Source organism: Streptomyces sp. NPDC059499 (assembly GCF_042749285.1).
Lineage (GTDB): Bacteria > Actinomycetota > Actinomycetes > Streptomycetales > Streptomycetaceae > Streptomyces.
Map to the genome: position 1 here is coordinate 102,733 of NZ_JBHYTT010000004.1, position 18,861 is coordinate 121,593.

Consider the following 18,861-nt stretch of genomic DNA (forward strand, 5'->3'; position numbering starts at 1 on the left):
AGTGGATCAAAGGGATAGCGTACGTCGACATGAGCACGACTGCAGTTGAGCGCCCCGCGACCGGGGGAGCAACGCAAGCCCGCCGGCGCCGGGTTGTGGGTTTGGCCACGCTCGTGGTGATCCTCCTGGCCGTGGGGGTGATGTCGTTGGCCGTCGGGGCGCGCGCGTTGAGTCCTGGCGAGGTGTGGCACGGGCTGTTCGCCGCGCCGGACTCCGACCAGCGGCTCACCGAGATCAGGCTCATCGTGGAGACCGTGCGGATACCCCGGACGGTGCTCGCCGTCGTGGCGGGCGTCGCCCTGGGGGTCGGCGGGGCGCTGATCCAGGGGTACACGCGCAACCCCATCGCCGACACGGGCCTGCTGGGGGTGAACTCCGGAGCCTCGTTCGCCGTCGTGACGGTGATCGCGCTGTTCGGGTTCTCCAATCCGTTCCAGTACGTCTGGTTCGCCTTCCTGGGTGCCGCCGTCGCCGGCGTCGTCGTGTTCGGGCTGTCGAGCATCGGCCGTGGGGCGGGCAACCCCCTGACGCTCGCACTGGCCGGGCAGGGGGTCACGGTCTTCCTCGCGGCGATGACCACGGCGGTCGCGCTGTCGGACAGGGAGTCGCTGAACGCGCTGCGGTTCTGGAACGCCGGCTCCGTGGCCGGTGTCGGATTCGACGTCATCTGGCCGGTGACCGCGTTCATCGCGGTCGGACTGGTGCTGGCCCTGACCCAGCTGCCCACCCTCAACCTGCTCAACCTGGGCGACGACGTGGCGCGGGGGCTCGGTGTGAACATCGCCCTGAGCCGGACCGTCGGCATCGTCGCGATCACCCTGCTGGCGGGCGCGGCGACGGCGGCGTGCGGACCCATCGCGTTCCTCGGACTCATGGTGGCCCACGTGGCCCGGTACCTGACCGGTCCGGACTATCGCTGGCTGGTGCCGTACGCGGGTCTGCTCGGGGCCGTCGTCCTGCTGGTCTGTGACATCGTGGGCCGTTTGGTCGTGCGGCCGGGTGAGCTGGACGCGGGAGTCGTCGTCGCCCTCCTCGGTGCCCCGTTCTTCGCGGCCCTGGTGTGGCGAGGAAAGTTCAGGAACGCATGAATGTGACCGATGTGAAGCCGTCGATGGCGCCGGGCGTACGCTTGGGCCACGTGTCGTTCGTATGGCGGCCCTGGCTCCTGTGCGTCACGCTGCTGCTGATGACGGCGACCTTCCTGGTGTTCTGCCTGTCCGTCAGCATCGGGGACTTCCCCATCGGCCTCTCCCGGGTGATCGCCACGATCCTCGGCAGGGGCGAGCAGTTCGACGAGTTCATCATCATGGATCTGCGGATGCCGCGGGCCCTGGCCGGGCTCGTCGTGGGCATCGCCCTGGGAGTGTCCGGGGCGATCACGCAGTCCATCGCGCGCAATCCGCTGGCCAGTCCGGACATTCTGGGAATCACCGGGGGCGCCAGCGCGGTCGCGGTGTTCCTGGTGACGGTGTCGGGCGGGACCGCCGCGGCGGTCGTCAACTCCGTGGGCCTGTCCGCCGCGGCGCTCGCCGGCGGCCTCGGTACGGGTCTGCTCGTGTACTTCCTGGCGTGGCGGCGCGGGATCGACGGCTTCCGGCTCATCCTCATCGGCATCTCGGTGAGCGCCGCGATGGAGGCGATCACGACCTGGCTGCTCGTCTCGGCCGACATCAGGGACGTGGCAAGGGCCCAGACGTGGCTGGTCGGCTCGCTGGACAACCGGTCCTGGGACGAGGTCGAAGTCGCGCTCTGGGGAACGCTCGTCCTGCTGGCGGCGGTGGCATGCGTCGCGTTCCAGTTCAAGCCGATGCACCTCGGCGACGAGATCGCCGCGGGTCTCGGCGTCCGGTACTCGTGGGTGCGAGCGGTCCTCCTGCTGTGCGCGGTTCTGCTGGCCGCTGTGGCGGTGAGCGCGGCCGGTCCCGTTCCGTTCGTCGCGCTGGTGGCACCGCAGGTGGCGATGCGTCTGGCGAGGTACCCGACCCCGCCGATGGTGGCCTCCGGCATGGTGGGGGCGCTGCTGCTGATCGGTGCCGACCTCTTCGCACGTACGGCACTGCCGATCACTCTCCCCGTCGGCGTGGTCACCGCCGCGGTCGGCGGCCCGTTCCTCGTGTACCTGCTGGTGCGCGCGAACCTCAGATAGAGCACGCGAAGGCTTCGGCAATCCAGGCAATCTTGACCACAGCTTGACTACAGGGGGACTTGTGGCCGCTCAGTACATCACCGAGATCGAGTCCGGCGTCGATGACGTCGCACGGCTGGCAGCCAGGGGCGTCACGGTCGGGTACGGCAGCCGGACCGTCATCGACGGCCTCGACGTGACGATCCCGACAGGGGTGATCACCACGATCATCGGCCCCAACGGCTGCGGGAAGTCGACCCTGTTGCGCACCCTGACGCGGCTGCTCAAGCCGACCGGCGGAACCGTCGTGCTGGACGGTGCGGACATCGCCCGACTCAGGTCCAGGGACGTGGCGAAGAAGCTCGGTCTGCTGCCGCAGGCGCCGGTGGCGCCGGAGGGGCTGACCGTGTCCGATCTGGTCGCCAGGGGGCGTCATCCGCACCAGAGCTGGCTGCGGCAGTGGTCGTCGGACGACGCCGACGTCGTGGAACGCGCGCTGGCCATGACCGGGGTGTCCGAACTGGCGGACCGTCCGGTCGACTCGCTGTCCGGCGGACAGCGTCAGCGCGTGTGGATATCGATGACGCTGGCCCAGGGCACCGACCTGCTGCTGCTGGACGAGCCGACCACGTACCTGGACCTGGCGCACGCGATCGACGTGCTCGACCTGGTGGACGACCTGCACGAATCGGGATGCACGGTGGTCATGGTGCTGCACGACCTCAATCTGGCCACGCGGTACAGCGACAACCTCATCGTGATGAAAGAGGGTTCGATCCTCGCGCAGGGTCACCCGCGCGACGTGATCACGGCCGAGCTGCTGCACGAGGCGTTCGGACTGCGCGCCATGGTGATCGAGGACCCGGTGGGTGACCGGCCGCTCATCGTTCCGGTCGGCCGGACGCACGTCCAGTTCAACTGAGGGCCGGGTAAGGGAAATAGCTCCAGTTAGGCTAGGCTAACCTCACCAGCGCAGGATAAGGTTTGGCTGCCCTTAGACGGGGGCACGCGGACAGCGCGAAAGCAAGGGATTCCCGGATGCTCCTCCATAGAACGACGGTTACGAAGTCCTGGCGGCGGTTGGCCGCCGTCGTTTCCGCCGCGACGCTCGGCGTCGGTCTTCTCGCCGGATGTGGTTCCGACACGCCGGACAAGAAGACTGACAAGGCTCCGGCTGCCGCCTCCGGCGTGTTCCCGGTCACCGTGGAGCACGCGTTCGGATCCACGAAGGTCGAGAAGGCCCCCAAGCGGGTCGTCACCGTCGGCTACACGGACGATCAGACCGTCCTGGCGTTCGGCATCAAGCCGGTCGGCATGGTCGACCAGTACCCGAACCCGGCGGGCCAGTCCCCCGACATCAACACCCAGTGGCCCTGGGTGAAGGACAAGTGGGGCGACGCCCGCCCCGAGGTCGTCATGAAGAACGGCGACGCGGGCCCCAACTTCGAGAAGATCGCCTCCCTGCGGCCGGACCTGATCCTCGCGGTCTACTCCGAGGTCGACCAGGCCGCCTACGACAAGCTCTCCAAGATCGCTCCCACGGTGGGCCGCACCAAGGGTGAGAAGGACCTCTTCAGCGCACCGTGGCAGGACAACGCGGTCCACATCGCCAAGGCGCTCGGCAAGGAGGCCGAGGGCACCGCGATGGTCAAGAGCATCCAGGGCCAGCTCGACACGGCCCGTGAGGCCCACCCGCAGTTCGGCAAGGAGACCGCTGTCGCCGTGTCCTGGTACAAGGACTCGATCTCGGCCTTCACCACCACCGACGTGCGCGGCCGGCTGCTGACGGGCATCGGCTACAAGGGTGCGACGGAGATCGACAAGATCGCCGACGGCCAGTTCTCCACCGCGCTGTCCCCGGAGCGCGTCGACCTGATCGACGTCGACCGCATCGTCGTCATCAACGACAAGGCGGACACGGAAGCGCTGAAGAAGTTCGAGCTGTTCAACAACCTGTCCGCGGTCAAGGCCGGCAAGGTCTCGTACCTGCTGGACAGTGAGGGTCCGGCGGTCGGCGCGGCGCTGTCCCAGGGCACCCTGCTGTCCATGCCGTACGGGGTCGACGAGCTCGTCAAGTCGGTCGAGTAGAGATGGTGGTCAACCTGACCGGCCCCCGGCCCGAATCGGTCCGCGCGTGAGTGTCACCGATACACGCGTCGCACCGGCGACCCTGCGCACGGCGACCGGACGCGAGGGCACCCGATGGGTAGCGGCGCACTGCCGCGAGTTGCCTTGGCTGACCGCCGCCACCGTGTTCACCACGGTGGCGGGGGCGGCGCTCCAGGTGCTTCCTGTGCTGCTGCTCGGCCAAGTGGTCGACGGGGTGGTAGCAGGTGAGTCCCGCTCGGTCCTGGTCAGGATCGGGGCGTTGATGGTGGCCGCCGCGGTGTTCGGCGCGGCGGCCACCGCGGCGTCGACGTACCTGATCGGGCGGCTGGGCGCGGATCTGCTCGCGCGGCTGCGGGAAGGTGCCGTCCGGGCGGTGCTCGGGATGCCGAGCGCGCGCGTCGAACAGGTCGGCCGGGGAGATGTGCTCTCCCGGGTCGGTGACGACGTGGCCGTGCTGTCCAGGGGCATCCGGTCGGCCATCCCCACGGTCTTCTCGGCCGGAGTGCTGGTCGCCATCGCCACGGCCGGAATGTTCGGACTGGACTGGCGGCTCGGCCTCGCGGGTGCCGGCGCACTGCCCGCGTACGCGCTGGCCCTGCGCTGGTACCTCCCCCGCTCCGCCCCGCTCTACCGCAAGCAACGGGCCGCACAGGCGGACCGTGCGCAGGCGTTGATCAGCGGCCTGAACGGGATCGACACCGTCCGGGCGTACCGCCTGGAGGGCGCCTTCCGCGAGAAGGTCACCAGTGAGTCCTGGCGGGTGCGGAATCTCGGCATCGAGGTGTTCCGGTTCTTCGGCCGGTTCGTCGGCCGGGAGAACCGTGCCGAGTTCATCGGTCTGGTCCTCATCCTCGTGGTGGGGTACGCCCTGCTCGAGGCCGATATGGCCAGCCTGGGCGAGGTGTCGGCGGCTCCGCTGATGTTCCACCGGCTGTTCACGCCGCTGGGCGCCATCATGTTCACCTTCGACGAGGCGCAGAAGTCGGGCGCCAGCCTGACCCGGCTGGTCGGGGTGCTGGGTGAGGCCGCGGACGAACGGCTGGTCGGTGACACCACCGTCGCACCGGCGGAGGCCGCGCCGTACCCGGTGACGGTGGAGGGCCTGACCTTCACCTATCCCGACACCGAGGATCCCGTCCTACGGGACGTCAGCCTGACGATCCCGGCCGGTGGTTCGCTCGCACTGGTGGGGGCGACGGGCGCGGGCAAGTCGACCCTGGCCGCGCTGATCGCGGGCATCGGGACTCCGCAGGCCGGATCGGTGCGCATCGGGTCGAACGACCTGGCCGGTACGGACGAGGCGGGGGCACGTGCCCTGGTGAGCATCCTGACGCAGGAGACGCACGTGTTCTCCGGTTCGCTCGCCGACGATCTGCGGCTGTCCGCGCCGGAGGCGACCGACGCGGAACTGATGGAGGCGCTGCGCACCGTCGGCGCCGGCGGTTGGGTCGAGGCGCTGCCCGACGGGCTGCACGGCATGGTCGGCGAGGGCGGTGAGCGCCTGGATGTGACCAAGGTCGCCCAGGTGGCCCTGGCCCGGCTGGTGTTGGGCCGGGCCCCCGTGGTGGTGCTCGACGAGTCGACCGCGGAGGCGGGCAGCGAGGGTGCGGCGGAGCTGGAGCGGGCCGTGCTGGCCGCGTGCTCGGGCCGGACCACGCTGTTCGTGGCGCACCGGCTGACCCAGGCGATGGCGGCGGACCGGATAGCGGTACTGGATGCCGGGCGCGTGGTGGAGCAGGGAACGCACGAGGAGTTGGTGGCTCTCGGCGGCCGCTATGCCCGCCTGTGGCAGGCATGGCGTGAAGGTAGTTAGGCAAGCCTGACTTAGGGTAGCCTAACTTCCATACCTTGGAAGGGACACTGAGTCTTCGATGATGGATCCGAACGCTCGACTCGTACTGCTTTCTCCCGCGAGCCTGGCCGACGTGCGCCGGCGGACCGGTAACCGCTCCGACAGGATCATCGCCGAAGCGTGCGCCATCGGTCTCTCGTACTGGGCGACCGGACTGGGGCCCGACGGCATCGACCTCACCCCGGGGACCCTGTTCGCGGATGTTCTCGGGTGGGTCGACAACGGCGGTTCCGTGCCTACCGGTTGGGAGGTGGGCGCGGACGGCCGGAGCATCGCCGTACCGGAAGGCGTGCCGCGGGCCGAGGCCCAGCTCGCTCTGGACGACCTCGCCGACTTCCCGGACCGGCCCATCGGCAGCATCGGCCCCTCCGGCCCGGCGGCGCGGATCGAAGCCCTGGCCGAGTGGAACGACACCGAGGCCGGGCGGGTCCGCCCGACCTTGGTGGAGATGTTCCGCGAGCACGCGCGGGCCAGGCCCGACGCCGTCGCCGTCATCGACGAGAACCAGTCGCTGACGTATCGTCAGGTAGCCGAGCTGTCGGGTCAGCTGGCCCACCATCTGATCGAACGCGGACTCACCGCCGAACAGGTCGTCGGTATATCCCTCGGCCGCTCCGCCGACATGGTGATCGGACTGCTCGGCGTGCTCCAGGCAGGCTGTGCGTTCGTGCCGCTGGATCCGCAGTGGCCCGCCGCACGCCGCGCCGTCGTCGTCGAGGACGCCCGGGTCGTGCTGCAGCTCAACGACACGGGCGAGCACCACCCGGGTGAACCCGAGGCCGTGGCCGTGGACCTCGGCGACTGGAGGTTCGCTTCCTGCCCCGTCGAGGGCCCCGAGGTCGCCGTCCCCGGCGACGCCCTGGCGTACGTGATCTTCACGTCCGGTTCCACCGGGCGGCCCAAGGGCGCGATGATCCGGCACGAGGCGATCAGCGAGCGCCTGCTGTGGCAGGTCGACGAGATCCTGCGCTTCGGTCATGACGACGCGTCACTCTTCAAGGCCCCGCTGTCCTTCGACATCTCCATCAACGAGATCTTCCTGCCGTTGGTGTCCGGCGGCAGGCTGGTGGTCCTGCGGCCCGGCGGCGAACGCGACCCGCACCACCTGCTGAGCGTGATCGCCGAACACCGCGTCACCTTCACGTACCTGGTGTCGTCCATGCTGGACGTGCTGCTCGAGATCGCGGGCGACTCCGGTCGGCTGGACAGTCTGCGGCACGTGTGGTGCGGCGGCGAGGTCCTGACCCCGGAGCTGTACGAGCGCTTCCGCACCCGGCTCGACATCCCCATGTACCACGGCTACGGCCCGGCCGAGACGACGATCGGCGTCAGCCACGTCATCTACCGGGGCGAGGCGGAACGCCTGTCGACATCGATCGGCAAGGCCAACCCCAACACCCAGCTCTACGTGCTCGACGACGAGCTGCGCCCCGTCCCCGTCGGTGTCGGCGGCGAACTGTACGTAGGCGGATTCCTGCTGGGGCGCGGCTACGTCAACGCGCCCGGCCTGACGGCGTCCCGGTTCGTGGCGAACCCCTTCGCGGGGGACGGGTCCCGGCTCTACCGGACCGGTGACCTCGCGCGCTACGCCCCGGACGGGTCGCTGGACTTCCTCGGACGGGCCGACAACCAGATCAAGATCCGCGGTATGCGTCTGGAGATCGAGGACGTCGAGGCCGGTCTCGCCGAGCACCCCGGGGTACGGCACACCTGCGTCGTCGCCAAGAAGAACACGGCGGGCGGCACCTACCTCGTGGGGTACGTGATCCCGGCCGCCGGCAGCGAGGACCTGCGCGCCGAGGAAGTCAGGGCGTGGGCCGTCGAGCACATGGTGGAGTACATGGTGCCCGCCCACACCGTCGTGATGAAGGAGTTCCCGCTCACCGCGAACGGCAAGCTCGACCGCAAGGCACTGCCCGAGCCCGTGATCGGGACCGGCGCGATCGTCCCGCCCGCCACCGAGAACGAGCGCGTGCTGTGCGCGACGGTCGCGGCGGTGCTGCGGCTGGACGAGGTCGGCGTCGACCAGGACTTCTTCCGGCTCGGCGGAGACAGCATCCTGGCCATCTCCCTGCTCAGCGCGCTGCGCGAGGCGGGCCTGTATGTGACGGCACGTCAGATCTTCACCAACAGTGTCGTGGGCGCGCTGGCGGCGGTGGCGAGCCGCGAGGACGTGTCCACGGCGCGGCACGGCGATGTGGCGACCGGTTCCGTCGTCGGTTCGCCCATCGTGCAGTGGCTCGGTGAGACCACGGACGCCATCGACGGCTTCGTGCAGTCGATGGTCCTGAACACCCCGGCTGACCTGACCGCCGGAGCCCTGGACGAGATCCTCACCGCCGTGGTCGCACGCCACGACATGCTGCGCGCCGAGCTGGTGCGCGGTGAACGCTGGAGCTTCGACATCCCCGAGGCGGCACCGGCCGCCGCGGTGTGGCAGGAGAGCGACCGTCCCCTCGACGCCTGCGTGGAGCTCGCCACCGACGGGCTCGACCCGGACGACGGCGTGATGCTGCGGGCTGTCTGGCGACGGGAGGCACGCCAACTGGTTGTCGTCGTCCACCACCTGGTGATCGACGGCGTGTCCTGGCGGGTCCTGATGGAGGACCTGGCCACGGCGTGGCGCCAGATCTCCTCCGGCGAACCTGTCGAACTGCCCCCGGTGGGCACGTCGTTCCGGCGCTGGACCGAACTGCTCGGGCGCGCGGAATTCGACGCGGACCGTGCCTACTTCGAGCGCCCCCTGCCGGGAGCGGACGCACCCGTGGGCAGGCGCGCGCTGTCCGGAACCGACACCGTCGTCCAGGAGCGGACCCGGACCGTCTCCGTCGGCCCCGAGGTCACGGCCGCGCTGCTGGGCGAGATTCCCGCGAAGTTCCACGCGGGCGTCAACGACGTCCTGCTGACCGCGCTCGCCGTCTCCCTCGCCCGGTGGCGCCGCGACCTCGGGCAGGACCAGACGTTCGCGCACATCGAACTCGAGGGCCACGGCCGTGAAGGCCGGTTCGTGGCGGGCGCCGCCGGCTTCGAGCCGGAACTGTCACGAACCGTGGGCTGGTTCACCACTCTGTTCCCGGTGACCGTCGACCCGGGCGCGGCAGCCGACCCCACGGCACCCGAGTACCTGGCCGCAGCACTCAAGGCGGTCAAGGAGGACCTCGCCAGGGTGCCCAGCAACGGCGTCTCCTACGGCGCCCTGCGCTACCTGGCCGGTACCGCGTTCGACGCGCCCGCACCCCAAGTGCTGTTCAACTACCTGGGACGCTTCGACTCCGGCGCGACCGGCGACTGGCAGCCCGCGGGCACCACCGGGCAGCTGGGCGAGAAGCGCGACCCGAGGATGCGTCTGCCCCGCTCCCTGGAGTTCAACGCGATCGCCGAACCCGCGTCGACCGGCGAGTACGAGCTGGTCACCACCATCTCCTGGCCCGACGGAATGTTCACCGACGAGGACATCGCGACCGTCGGCGAGTACCTGCGGGTGGCGCTGGCCGGACTGGCCGCACTCGACCGGGGCGGCCACTCTCCCAGCGACTTCTCCCTGGTGCCGCTCACACAGCCCGACGTCGACGCCCTGGACGGCCCGGAACTGCGGGACATCCTGCCGCTGACCCCGTTGCAGGAGGGCCTGTACTTCCACTCGGTCTTCGACGACGACTCGGCGGGCAGCTACGTCGAGCAGCAGGTGCTGACGCTGGAGGGCGAGGTGGACGCCGACCGGCTCACGGCCGCGGCCACCCGGCTGCTCACCCTGTACCCGAACCTGGCCGCCAGGTTCGTGGCCCTCGCCGACGGCCGTGTGGTCTCCGTGCTGGAGAGCGGCGCCCAGGCACCGTTCACCACGCTGGACCGCCCGGGAATCACCGACGACGAGATCCGCGACTACGCCGAGCGGGACCGCCGCGCCGGATTCGACCTGGCCACCGGCCCACTGATGCGGTACACGCTCGTCCGCGCGGGCTCCGGCCGGAACGTGCTGGTGCAGACCGTGCACCACATCATCGCCGACGGCTGGTCGGTACCGCCGATGCTTCGTACGCTGCTGGCCGAGTACCACCGGCCGGGAACCGTGTACCAGATCGGCGGCTTCCCCGACTACGTGCACTGGCTCGCAGGACGCGACGACGACGAGAGCGACCGCGTCTGGCGCGAGCAGCTCGCGGATCTGCCCGGCCCCTCACTGGTCGCCGAAGGACACACCCCCTCCGACCGGTTCACCGACATCGCCGTGGAGCCGACGGACGACATCGACGCGGCAGCCCGGGCGGCCGGCGTGCCGCTCAGCGTGGCCGTGCACAGCGCCTGGGCGGTGACCCTGGGCGGCATCCTGCAGGGCAAGGACGTGGTGTTCGGTTCCACGGTGTCCGGGCGCGACGCGGACGTGCCCGGCATCGGGGACATGGTGGGCCTGTTCATCAACACGATCCCCGTGCGCGCCCGGTGGGAGTCCGCCACCACGGCGGGCGACCTGCTCGCCTCCGTACGGGAACACCAGAGCGCGGTGCTGCCGCACCAGCACGTCTCGCTGGCGAGGATCGGCCGGCAGGCGGGCGCCGGCGCCCGGTTCGACACCCTGGTGGTGTTCGACGTCGCGACCGATGTGGACGCCCTGCGGGGACCCGACGACGAGCTGGTCATCGCCGACATCGTGAACGAGGGCGCCCCGCACTACCCGTTGACGCTGGTGGTGGAGCGCGCACTCGACGGCCGTCCGCGCTTCAACCTCATCTACGACGGTGAGCTGCTCCGTGAAACGAGCGCCCAGGCCGTCCTGAGCACCTTCACCCGGACCCTCACCGGCCTTCTCACCCGTCCGGACGCCCCGGTCGGCGATCTGGCAGCCGACGACGCCCGACGCCCCGCGCCGATCACCCCGACGACCCTGGGCGCACTGTTCGACGCCGCCGCGCACCGCGACCTGGCCGCCACCGCCGTCACGCAGTGCGCGCTCGACGGCAGCTCCAGGTCACTGACCTACGGCGAACTGGAGGCGGCGAAGAACGAGCTGGCCTCGGCGCTTCGAGCGGCCGGTGTCGGACCGGGCAAGCGCGTGGCCGTCGCCGTCCCCCGTTCCCTGGAGCAGGTCGTCGCCCTCGTCGCGATCGTCTCCGCGGGCGGCGCGTACGTGCCGCTGGACCTGGCGTACCCGGACGAACGGCTGGAGTACATCCTCTCCGACGCCGCTCCGCAGGTCGTTCTCGTCGACCGTGAACAGCGGGACCGCTTCACCGAACTGCTGACCCGGGAAGGCCTGTCGGCCCGCGTGCTCGTCCAGGGGGACGAGCTGCAACAGGCCGACGAGCTGCCCGACGACACCGCCGCGCCCGCGGCCGGCTGGTACGACCCGGCGTACGTGATCTACACGTCCGGATCGACCGGCAGGCCCAAGGGCGTCGTCGTCCCGCACTCCAGCGTGGTGACGCTGCTCGCGAACACCCGGCCCGACATGGACTTCGGCCCGAGCGACGTGTGGGTCCAGTTCCACTCGTACTCCTTCGACTTCGCGGTCTGGGAACTGTGGGGCGCGCTGGTGCACGGCGGAGAGCTCCTGGTGCCGGAGTACGCCCTGACCCGCTCCCCGGTCGACTTCCACCGGCTGGTCCAGGAGCGCGGGGTGACCGTGCTCAACCAGACCCCGTCGGCGTTCTACCGGTTCGTCGAGGCCGACCGGCACGCCGGCGGACCGGCCACCGCGCTGCGCCGGATCATCTTCGGCGGCGAAGCGCTGGATCCCGTGCGGCTGCGCGGCTGGGTCGAGCGGCACGGCACCCGTTCGCCCGAGCTGGTCAACATGTACGGCATCACCGAGACCACCGTCCACGTCACCCACCGGGTGCTCACCGACGAGGACTTCGGCGAGGACGTCAGCCCGATCGGCGGTCCGATCCCCGGCCTGGTCACCTACCTGCTCGACGACCGGCTCCGGCCGGTTCCGCCGGGCCGGGTCGGCGCCATCTACGTCGCCGGCGACCAGGTGTCCCTCGGCTACCTGGGCAGGCCCGGACTGACCGCCGGCCGGTTCGTCGCGAACCCGTTCGCGGGCGACGGTTCCCGCATGTACCACACGGGTGACCTCGCGCTCCGCACGCTCGACGGCGAGCTGGAGTTCGCCGGCCGCGCCGACGACCAGGTGCAGCTCAAGGGATTCCGTATCGAGCTCGGCGAGGTGGAGGCCGCGATCCGGGAACTCGACGGCGTGGTCGATGTGGCTGTCACCGTCGCGGACAGCGGCGAGCACCTCGTCGCGCACGTCGTGGGACGGGTGCCCGGCGACCTCACCGGCCTGCTGTCGGCGAAGCTGCCCGTGCACATGGTGCCGGGCCGGGTCCTGCCGGTCGACGCCCTGCCGCTGACGGTCAACGGCAAGCTGGACCGGAAGGCCCTGACCGAGCGTGCCGCACAGGACGGCACCCCGGAGGCCGCGGGCGAATCCGCACGCGCCGCACAGGACGGCACCCCGGTGGCCGCGGGCGGGTCCGCACTCGCCGCGCTGGTCGGGATCTTCGCCGAGACGCTGCCCGGCTCCGCGGACGTGGACGGTGACACCGACTTCTTCATGGCCGGGGGCGACAGCATCGTCGCCATCACCGTGATCAACCGGGCCAGAGCGCTCGGACTCCCGATCGCGCCGCGCGACGTGTTCCTCCTCAAGACACCGCGCGCGCTCGCCGAGCACCTGGGGACGCGCATACCGCAGACCGCGGTCGCCGAGCCCGTGCGCCGTGAGGACGGCCCGCTGTCGCCGACGCCGATCATCCTGCGCCAGCGGGAACTGGGCGCCCCACTCGCCCGGTTCGCCCAGGCCAGGGCACTGGTGGCGGCCGAGGGCACCGGGTTCGCCGACGCCGAGCGCGCCGCCCGCGCGGTCGTGGCCGCGCACCCGGCCCTCCGGTTGCGGCTGAGCGTCGAGCACGGGGTGTGGGCGCTGCGCACCGAACCCGCCCATGAGGTCACCGTGGTCCGGACAGACACGGACGACGCGACGGCCGCGGCGAACGACGCGGCCGGGCGTCTCGACCCCGAGTCCGGGGAGGTGATCGCCTTCTCCTGGCTCGAGGCGAGCCGCACCCTGGTGGTCACCGTTCACCACCTGGCCGTCGACTCGGTGTCCTGGCTCATCTTGCTGGACGACCTGGCCGCCGCCATGGGCGGTGCCCCGCTCGCACCGCCGACCACGTCCTACGCCGAGTACGCCGAAGCGCTGAACTCCGGTTCCTCCCACGCGACCGACGACCTCGGGCACTGGATCACCACGCTCCAGGCACCGGCGTTGCTGCCCGCGGTCGAGAACCTGCACGGGACCACCGTCGTGCTCGCCGCCGACGTGAGCGACCGCGTGACGCGTACCGCCCCCTCCGTACTGGGCGTCGGCGTCACCGAGTTGCTGTGCGGCGCGCTCCGGACCGCGCTGACCCAGGTCCAGCCCTCGCCCACCGATCTCGCGATCGAGCTGGAGCGGCACGGCAGGGTCCCGGCGCTGGAGCACCACGACTACACCCGTACGGTCGGCTGGTTCACCTCCATCGCACCGGTGCGGCTCACCGCACACACCGACCCCGTCGCGGCGGCGCGCGAACTCGCCGAACGCCAGCCGGACGAGTTCGGCCACGTCGCCTACGGCCGGCTCAGGTACCTCAACCCGCAGACGGCCCCCCTGCTGAACGCCCGTCCTCAGGTGCTGTTCAACTACCTCGGGCGGGGCAGCGAGTCCCAGGCGCTGCACATCACCGGCGGGGACCAGGGCAGCCCGTACGCTGTCGAGGTCAACGCGTGGACCGACGACGCCACCGGAAGCCTGCACGCGGAGTTCACCCTCGCCGACGGCATCCCCGACGAGATCGCCGTGCACTGGCTGGGCGCACTGCAGCGCATCGCCGAGGCCTCCGCGACGGCCGAGCGCACGGCACCGGTCACCCCGCTCCAGAGGGGCCTGTTCTTCCAGGCCCAGATGGCGGGCGAGGCCGGACACTACGTCGCACAGAGCTACTTCACCTTCGACCGGCGCCTGGACACCGACGCGCTGGCCGAGGCGATGGCGTACGTGATCGCGCGGCACCCGGTCGTGGGCGCCGGCTTCACCACCGACGACAGCGGAAACCCGGTCCAGGTCCTCAAGGCGGGCCGGCGGGTCGATGTCCGCACGGTCCACCCCGAGACGGAAGCGGACGTGGAAGCACTGCGCATCCGCGACCGTGACACGGGATTCGACCCGGACGAGCCGCCGATGGTCCGGCTGACAGTGGTCCGTCTCCCCGACGACCGCGACGGACTGCTGCTCAGCTACCACCTCCTGCTGTGGGACGGCTGGTCCCGCGAGATCCTGCTGCGGGACCTGTTCGACGCCTATCAGGCCGTCCTCGCCGGCGAACCCCTGGACGCGACACCGGTCACGCCCGGATTCGAGGACTACGCCCGGGCGCTCGACGCCAGGGACCCCGCCGTATCCGAACGCTTCTGGGCGGAGCACCTGGCCGGCCTCACCGGCCCGACGCTCCTCGCCGGACCGAACCCCTCCCTCACGGACGACCTGCCGCGCGCACTCGTGCACCAGATGTCCGCCGAGCAGTCGGAACTGCTGCGGGAAGCGGCCAGGGCGCACGGCGTCACGCTGAACTCGGTGCTGACCGGCGCTTTCGGCCTCCTGCTGGGCGCGCACACGGGCCGCAGCGACGCCGCGTTCGGCGTGACCGTCTCCGGCCGTGAGGGCGAGGGGCTGTCCGACATCGTCGGCGTACTCCTCAACACCGTGCCCATGTGGACGCGGGCACGGCCGGACGACAGCGTCGGTGAGTACCTTTCGGCCGTCCAGGCGGCCAGGGTCGTGGCGATGGAACACGAGCACCTGGGACTCGGTGAGATCCAGCGGGCCAGCGGGCACGACACGCTGTTCGACAACCTGTTCGTGCTGCAGAACTTCCTGGACATGGACGCGTTCGCCGAGATGAACGCCAGGCACGGCATCACCTCGGTGAAGGCCGACGACTCGACGCACTACCCGTTCACCTGGGTCGTCACCCCCGGCGACCGGCTCACCGTCAAGCTGGAGCACCGCGACGGCGACACCGGCAACGCCCGTCGTCTCCTCGACGACTACCTGCGCGTGCTCGAGGACCTGGCCCGTTCCACCGGCCCGGTCGGCGCACTGCCCGGGCCGGTGTCCCGTCCCGAGCCCGCCGGGCGCACGGACGTCGGTACGGACACCGTCGTCGACCGGTTCGACCGGGCGGCCGACCGTGACCCGCAGCGGGTCGCCCTCGTCGCACACGGCTCGACCATGACCTTCGCCCAGCTCCGCGACCGCAGCCGAGCACTGGCCGGCGTACTCGCCGGGCGCGGCATCGGCCCGGAGACGGCCGTGGGCCTCGCGGTCCCACGCTCCCTCGACTCGATCGTGGCACTCTTCGCCGTCCTGCGCGTCGGTGCGGCGTACGTGCCGCTTGAGCTCGACCACCCGGACGAGCGGATCGCCGCGATCGTCGAGGAGGCCCGCCCGAAGGTGATCCTCACCGTCAGCGCCGTGTCGCCCAGGCTGACCGGCGACCTGATCGAGCTCGACCGTCCGCTGCCCGGGGCCGAACCGTTCGTCACGTTCGCGCCGGACGCCCCGAACCGCCTGCGGCACCCCGCGTACACCATCTTCACCTCCGGATCGACCGGAAAGCCCAAGGGCGTGGTGACCGAGTACGCCGGGCTCACCAACATGCTGATCAACCATCAGCGCCGGATCTTCGAGCCGGTGCTGGCGGAGCACGAGAACAGGGTCTTCCGGATCGCCCACACCGTGTCGTTCGCCTTCGACATGTCGTGGGAGGAACTGCTGTGGCTCGCCGACGGCCACGAGGTGCACATCTGCGACGAGGAACTGCGCCGCGACGCGCCCCGTCTGGTCGAGTACTGCCTCGAGCACGGCATCGACGTCATCAACGTGACCCCGACCTACGCGCAGCAACTGGTGGCCGAGGGACTGCTCGACAACCCCGAACGGCGGCCCGCGCTGGTGCTGCTGGGCGGCGAGGCCGTCACGCCGAGGCTGTGGCAGAAGCTCGCCGAGACCGACGGGACCGTCGGCTACAACCTGTACGGTCCCACCGAGTACACCATCAACACCCTCGGCGTCGGCACCTTCGAATGCCAGGACCCGGTGGTCGGCGTCGCGATCGACAACACCGAGGTGTACGTCCTCGACCCGTGGCTGCGGCCCCTGCCGGACGGAGTTCCCGGTGAGCTGTACGTGTCGGGCATCGGCATCGCGCGAGGCTACCTGGGACAGCCCGCCCAGACCGCGCACCGGTTCGTCGCCTGCCCGTTCGGCGAACCCGGCGAGCGCATGTACCGCACCGGGGACCTGGTGGTCCGGCGGCCCGACGGGAACCTGATGTACCTGGGCCGCACCGACCAGCAGGTCAAGATCCGGGGACACCGGGTCGAGCTGGGCGAAGTGGAGGCCGCGTTCGCGGCGCACCCGGCCGTGCGTTTCGCCGCAGCCGTCGCCCAGCCCGCCCCGGAGGTCGACGGGGCCTACCGGCTGGCCGCCTACCTCGTCCTCGGTGACGCGGACCTGGCCACGGTCGCGGCCGAAGTGGGTGCCGCGCTGCCGGACTTCCTGCGCCCGACGCACTACGCCCAGGTCGACAGCATCCCGCTGACGGTGAACGGGAAGGCCGACACCAAGGCCCTCCCGGAAGCCAAGCCCCTCGGCGTGCTGACCACGGCGGGCGAGCGCGGTCCGGAGACCGAGACCGAGACCGTGGTGTGCGAGTTCTTCGCCGAGGCACTGGACCTGGACGATGACGAAGTGAGCGCGGTGAGCGACTTCGTGTCACTCGGAGGACACTCCATGCTGGCGGTGCGGCTGATCGGGCTGCTCCGCCGGGAGTACGGTCCCGTGATCACGATCCGTGACCTGCTCGAACTGCGAACCCCGGAAGCGATTGCCAGCCACCTTGATGACAACTCCTGACACCCAGCGGCCCCGACAGGGGGCAGACATCCTTCGGACCGCCCTGCGGCGCAACGTCGGCGCCATGACCAGGGGCACCGTCCTCATGGGCATGTACCAGGCCGGCGAGACCGCGTTCCCCATCGCGCTCGGTCTGATCGTCGAACACTCCTTGCAGGAGCGGAGCCTCGGCTCGCTCGGCCTGTCCATCGCCGCACTGGCCGTGATCATCACGACCGTGTCGCTGTCGTGGCGGTTCGGGATGCGCGTCCTGCAACAGGCGAACACGACCGAGGCGCACCGCTGGCGGGTGCGGGTCGCGGCCTGCGGACTCCAGCCGGTGGCCAGGGACGTCGACCTGAAGTCCGGCGAGGTGCTGACCATCGCCACCGAGGACGCCGACCAGACCGCCGACATCATCGAGGTGGTGCCGCTGCTGATCAGCTCGCTGGTCGCGGTGGTGGTCGCGGCGGTCGCGCTGGGCCTGGCCGACATCCGGCTCGGCCTGCTCGTGATCGTGGGAACCGTCGCGATCCTGTCGATCCTGAGCGTGATGTCCAAGCGGATCGGCGCGAGCACGCAGGAACAGCAGGCCAGGGTGGCGCGGGCTGGGGCGAAGGTCGCCGACCTCATCACCGGCCTGCGCCCGCTGCACGGCTTCGGCGGCAACCACGCGGCGTTCCTCTCCTACCGGAAGGTCAGCACGGAGGCGAAGCACCAGGCGATCACCGTGGCCAAGGTCAACGGCGCGTACGCCGGCACCGCACTGGCCCTCAACGCGGTCCTCGCCGCCGCTGTGACCCTGACGTCCGGATGGCTGGCGTTCGAAGGGCAGATCAGCATCGGCGAGCTCGTCATGGCCGTGGGGCTGGCGCAGTTCATCATGGAACCGCTCAAGATGTTCTCGGAGATGCCGAAGTACGTGATGATGGCGCGCGCCTCGGCTGAGCGGATGGCCCTGGTACTGGCCGCCCCGCCGGTGACGACCCCGGGGCCGGAGCGCCCGGCCGCGGGCGGGGACCTCGAGATCGACTGCGTCCGGTACGGGACGCTGCGCAAGCTCAAGTTCCAGGTCCCGGCCGGCGAGTTCGTGGCCATCGCCGCCTACCAGCCGCGCGCGGCGGCCGACTTCGCGTCGATCCTCGCCGTGAACGTCCCGCCCCACGCGTACGAGGGAGCGGTACGGGTCAGCGGGCACGAGATCGCGGACCTGTCGGTCGAGGCGGTCCGTGAGCACATGCTCGTGAACCCGTACGACGGGGAGATCTTCGCGGGCACCCTCCGTACGAACATCGACCCGTCGGGCACCAGCACGATGGTTCCCGAGGCCGTCGAGGCATCCATGCTGACCGATGTGGTGGCCCTCCACCGCGAAGGGCTCGACCACGGCGTCCGCGACCGCGGTGCGAACCTCTCCGGTGGGCAGCGCCAACGGCTGTCCCTGGCCCGCGCCCTGGCCGCCGACTCCGACATCCTGGTGCTGCACGATCCGACGACAGCCGTCGACGCGGTCACCGAACAGCTCATCGCACGCAACATCGCGAAGATGCGCCGCGGCCGCACCACCGTCGTGTTCACCAGCAGCCCGGCGCTCCTGGACGCAGCCGACCGTGTCCTGGTCCTGGACGACGGGGTCATCACCGCCGAGGACACCCATCGCAACCTGCTCGCCACGGACGAGGACTACTGCCTGGCCGTGGCGCGTTGACCGGCAGGGTCTCCCGTACGGACGGGAGACCCTGACCGCCCGGGTCCCGCGCACCGTCGGGCGGGGGACCCCGGCGCCGAGGGACTGGGTATCCGGCGGGCTGCCGGCTGAGCACCGGTACTCAGGTC

7 protein-coding genes are annotated in these 18,861 nt (G+C 70.6%); all 7 read left to right on the forward strand.

Annotated elements, in window-relative coordinates; genetic code table 11:
• Positions 1 to 29 precede the first annotated feature (29 nt).
• Positions 30 to 1,088, forward strand: a complete 1,059-nt coding sequence (locus ACFW9O_RS12295; protein WP_384608053.1) for a FecCD family ABC transporter permease — start codon at positions 30 to 32, stop codon at positions 1,086 to 1,088.
• Positions 1,085 to 2,146 (forward strand): FecCD family ABC transporter permease, encoded by a 1,062-nt coding sequence (locus ACFW9O_RS12300; protein ID WP_384608056.1) that lies wholly within the window; start codon positions 1,085 to 1,087, stop codon positions 2,144 to 2,146. The genes ACFW9O_RS12295 and ACFW9O_RS12300 overlap by 4 nt, the downstream gene beginning before the upstream one ends.
• 61 nt (positions 2,147 to 2,207) lie before the next feature.
• Positions 2,208 to 3,047, forward strand: a complete 840-nt coding sequence (locus tag ACFW9O_RS12305) for an ABC transporter ATP-binding protein (protein WP_351167337.1) — start codon at positions 2,208 to 2,210, stop codon at positions 3,045 to 3,047.
• A gap of 116 nt (positions 3,048 to 3,163) precedes the next feature.
• Positions 3,164 to 4,213, forward strand: a complete 1,050-nt coding sequence (locus tag ACFW9O_RS12310; RefSeq protein ID WP_351167339.1) for an iron-siderophore ABC transporter substrate-binding protein — start codon at positions 3,164 to 3,166, stop codon at positions 4,211 to 4,213.
• A gap of 46 nt (positions 4,214 to 4,259) precedes the next feature.
• Positions 4,260 to 6,047, forward strand: coding sequence for an ABC transporter ATP-binding protein (locus ACFW9O_RS12315; RefSeq protein WP_384608060.1), 1,788 nt, complete (start codon positions 4,260 to 4,262; stop codon positions 6,045 to 6,047).
• A 58-nt stretch (positions 6,048 to 6,105) separates the two neighbouring features.
• The gene (locus tag ACFW9O_RS12320) at positions 6,106 to 17,046 is read left to right on the forward strand and encodes an amino acid adenylation domain-containing protein (RefSeq protein ID WP_384608063.1); all 10,941 of its coding nucleotides are present in this window, start codon (positions 6,106 to 6,108) and stop codon (positions 17,044 to 17,046) included.
• Complete coding sequence (locus tag ACFW9O_RS12325; RefSeq protein WP_384608066.1) at positions 17,033 to 18,733, forward strand: ABC transporter ATP-binding protein; 1,701 nt, start codon at positions 17,033 to 17,035, stop codon at positions 18,731 to 18,733. Before ACFW9O_RS12320 ends, ACFW9O_RS12325 begins: the two co-directional genes overlap by 14 nt.
• The last annotated feature ends 128 nt before the right edge of the window (positions 18,734 to 18,861 follow it).

Bases quoted from the DNA above. Each gene is read 5' to 3' on its own strand.
- ACFW9O_RS12325 (WP_384608066.1), top strand. From the start codon at position 17,033: ATGACAACTCCTGACACCCAGCGGCCCCGACAGGGGGCAGACATCCTT.
- ACFW9O_RS12320 (WP_384608063.1), top strand. From the start codon at position 6,106: ATGATGGATCCGAACGCTCGACTCGTACTGCTTTCTCCCGCGAGCCTG.
- ACFW9O_RS12295 (WP_384608053.1), top strand. From the start codon at position 30: ATGAGCACGACTGCAGTTGAGCGCCCCGCGACCGGGGGAGCAACGCAA.
- ACFW9O_RS12300 (WP_384608056.1), top strand. From the start codon at position 1,085: ATGAATGTGACCGATGTGAAGCCGTCGATGGCGCCGGGCGTACGCTTG.
- ACFW9O_RS12310 (WP_351167339.1), top strand. From the start codon at position 3,164: ATGCTCCTCCATAGAACGACGGTTACGAAGTCCTGGCGGCGGTTGGCC.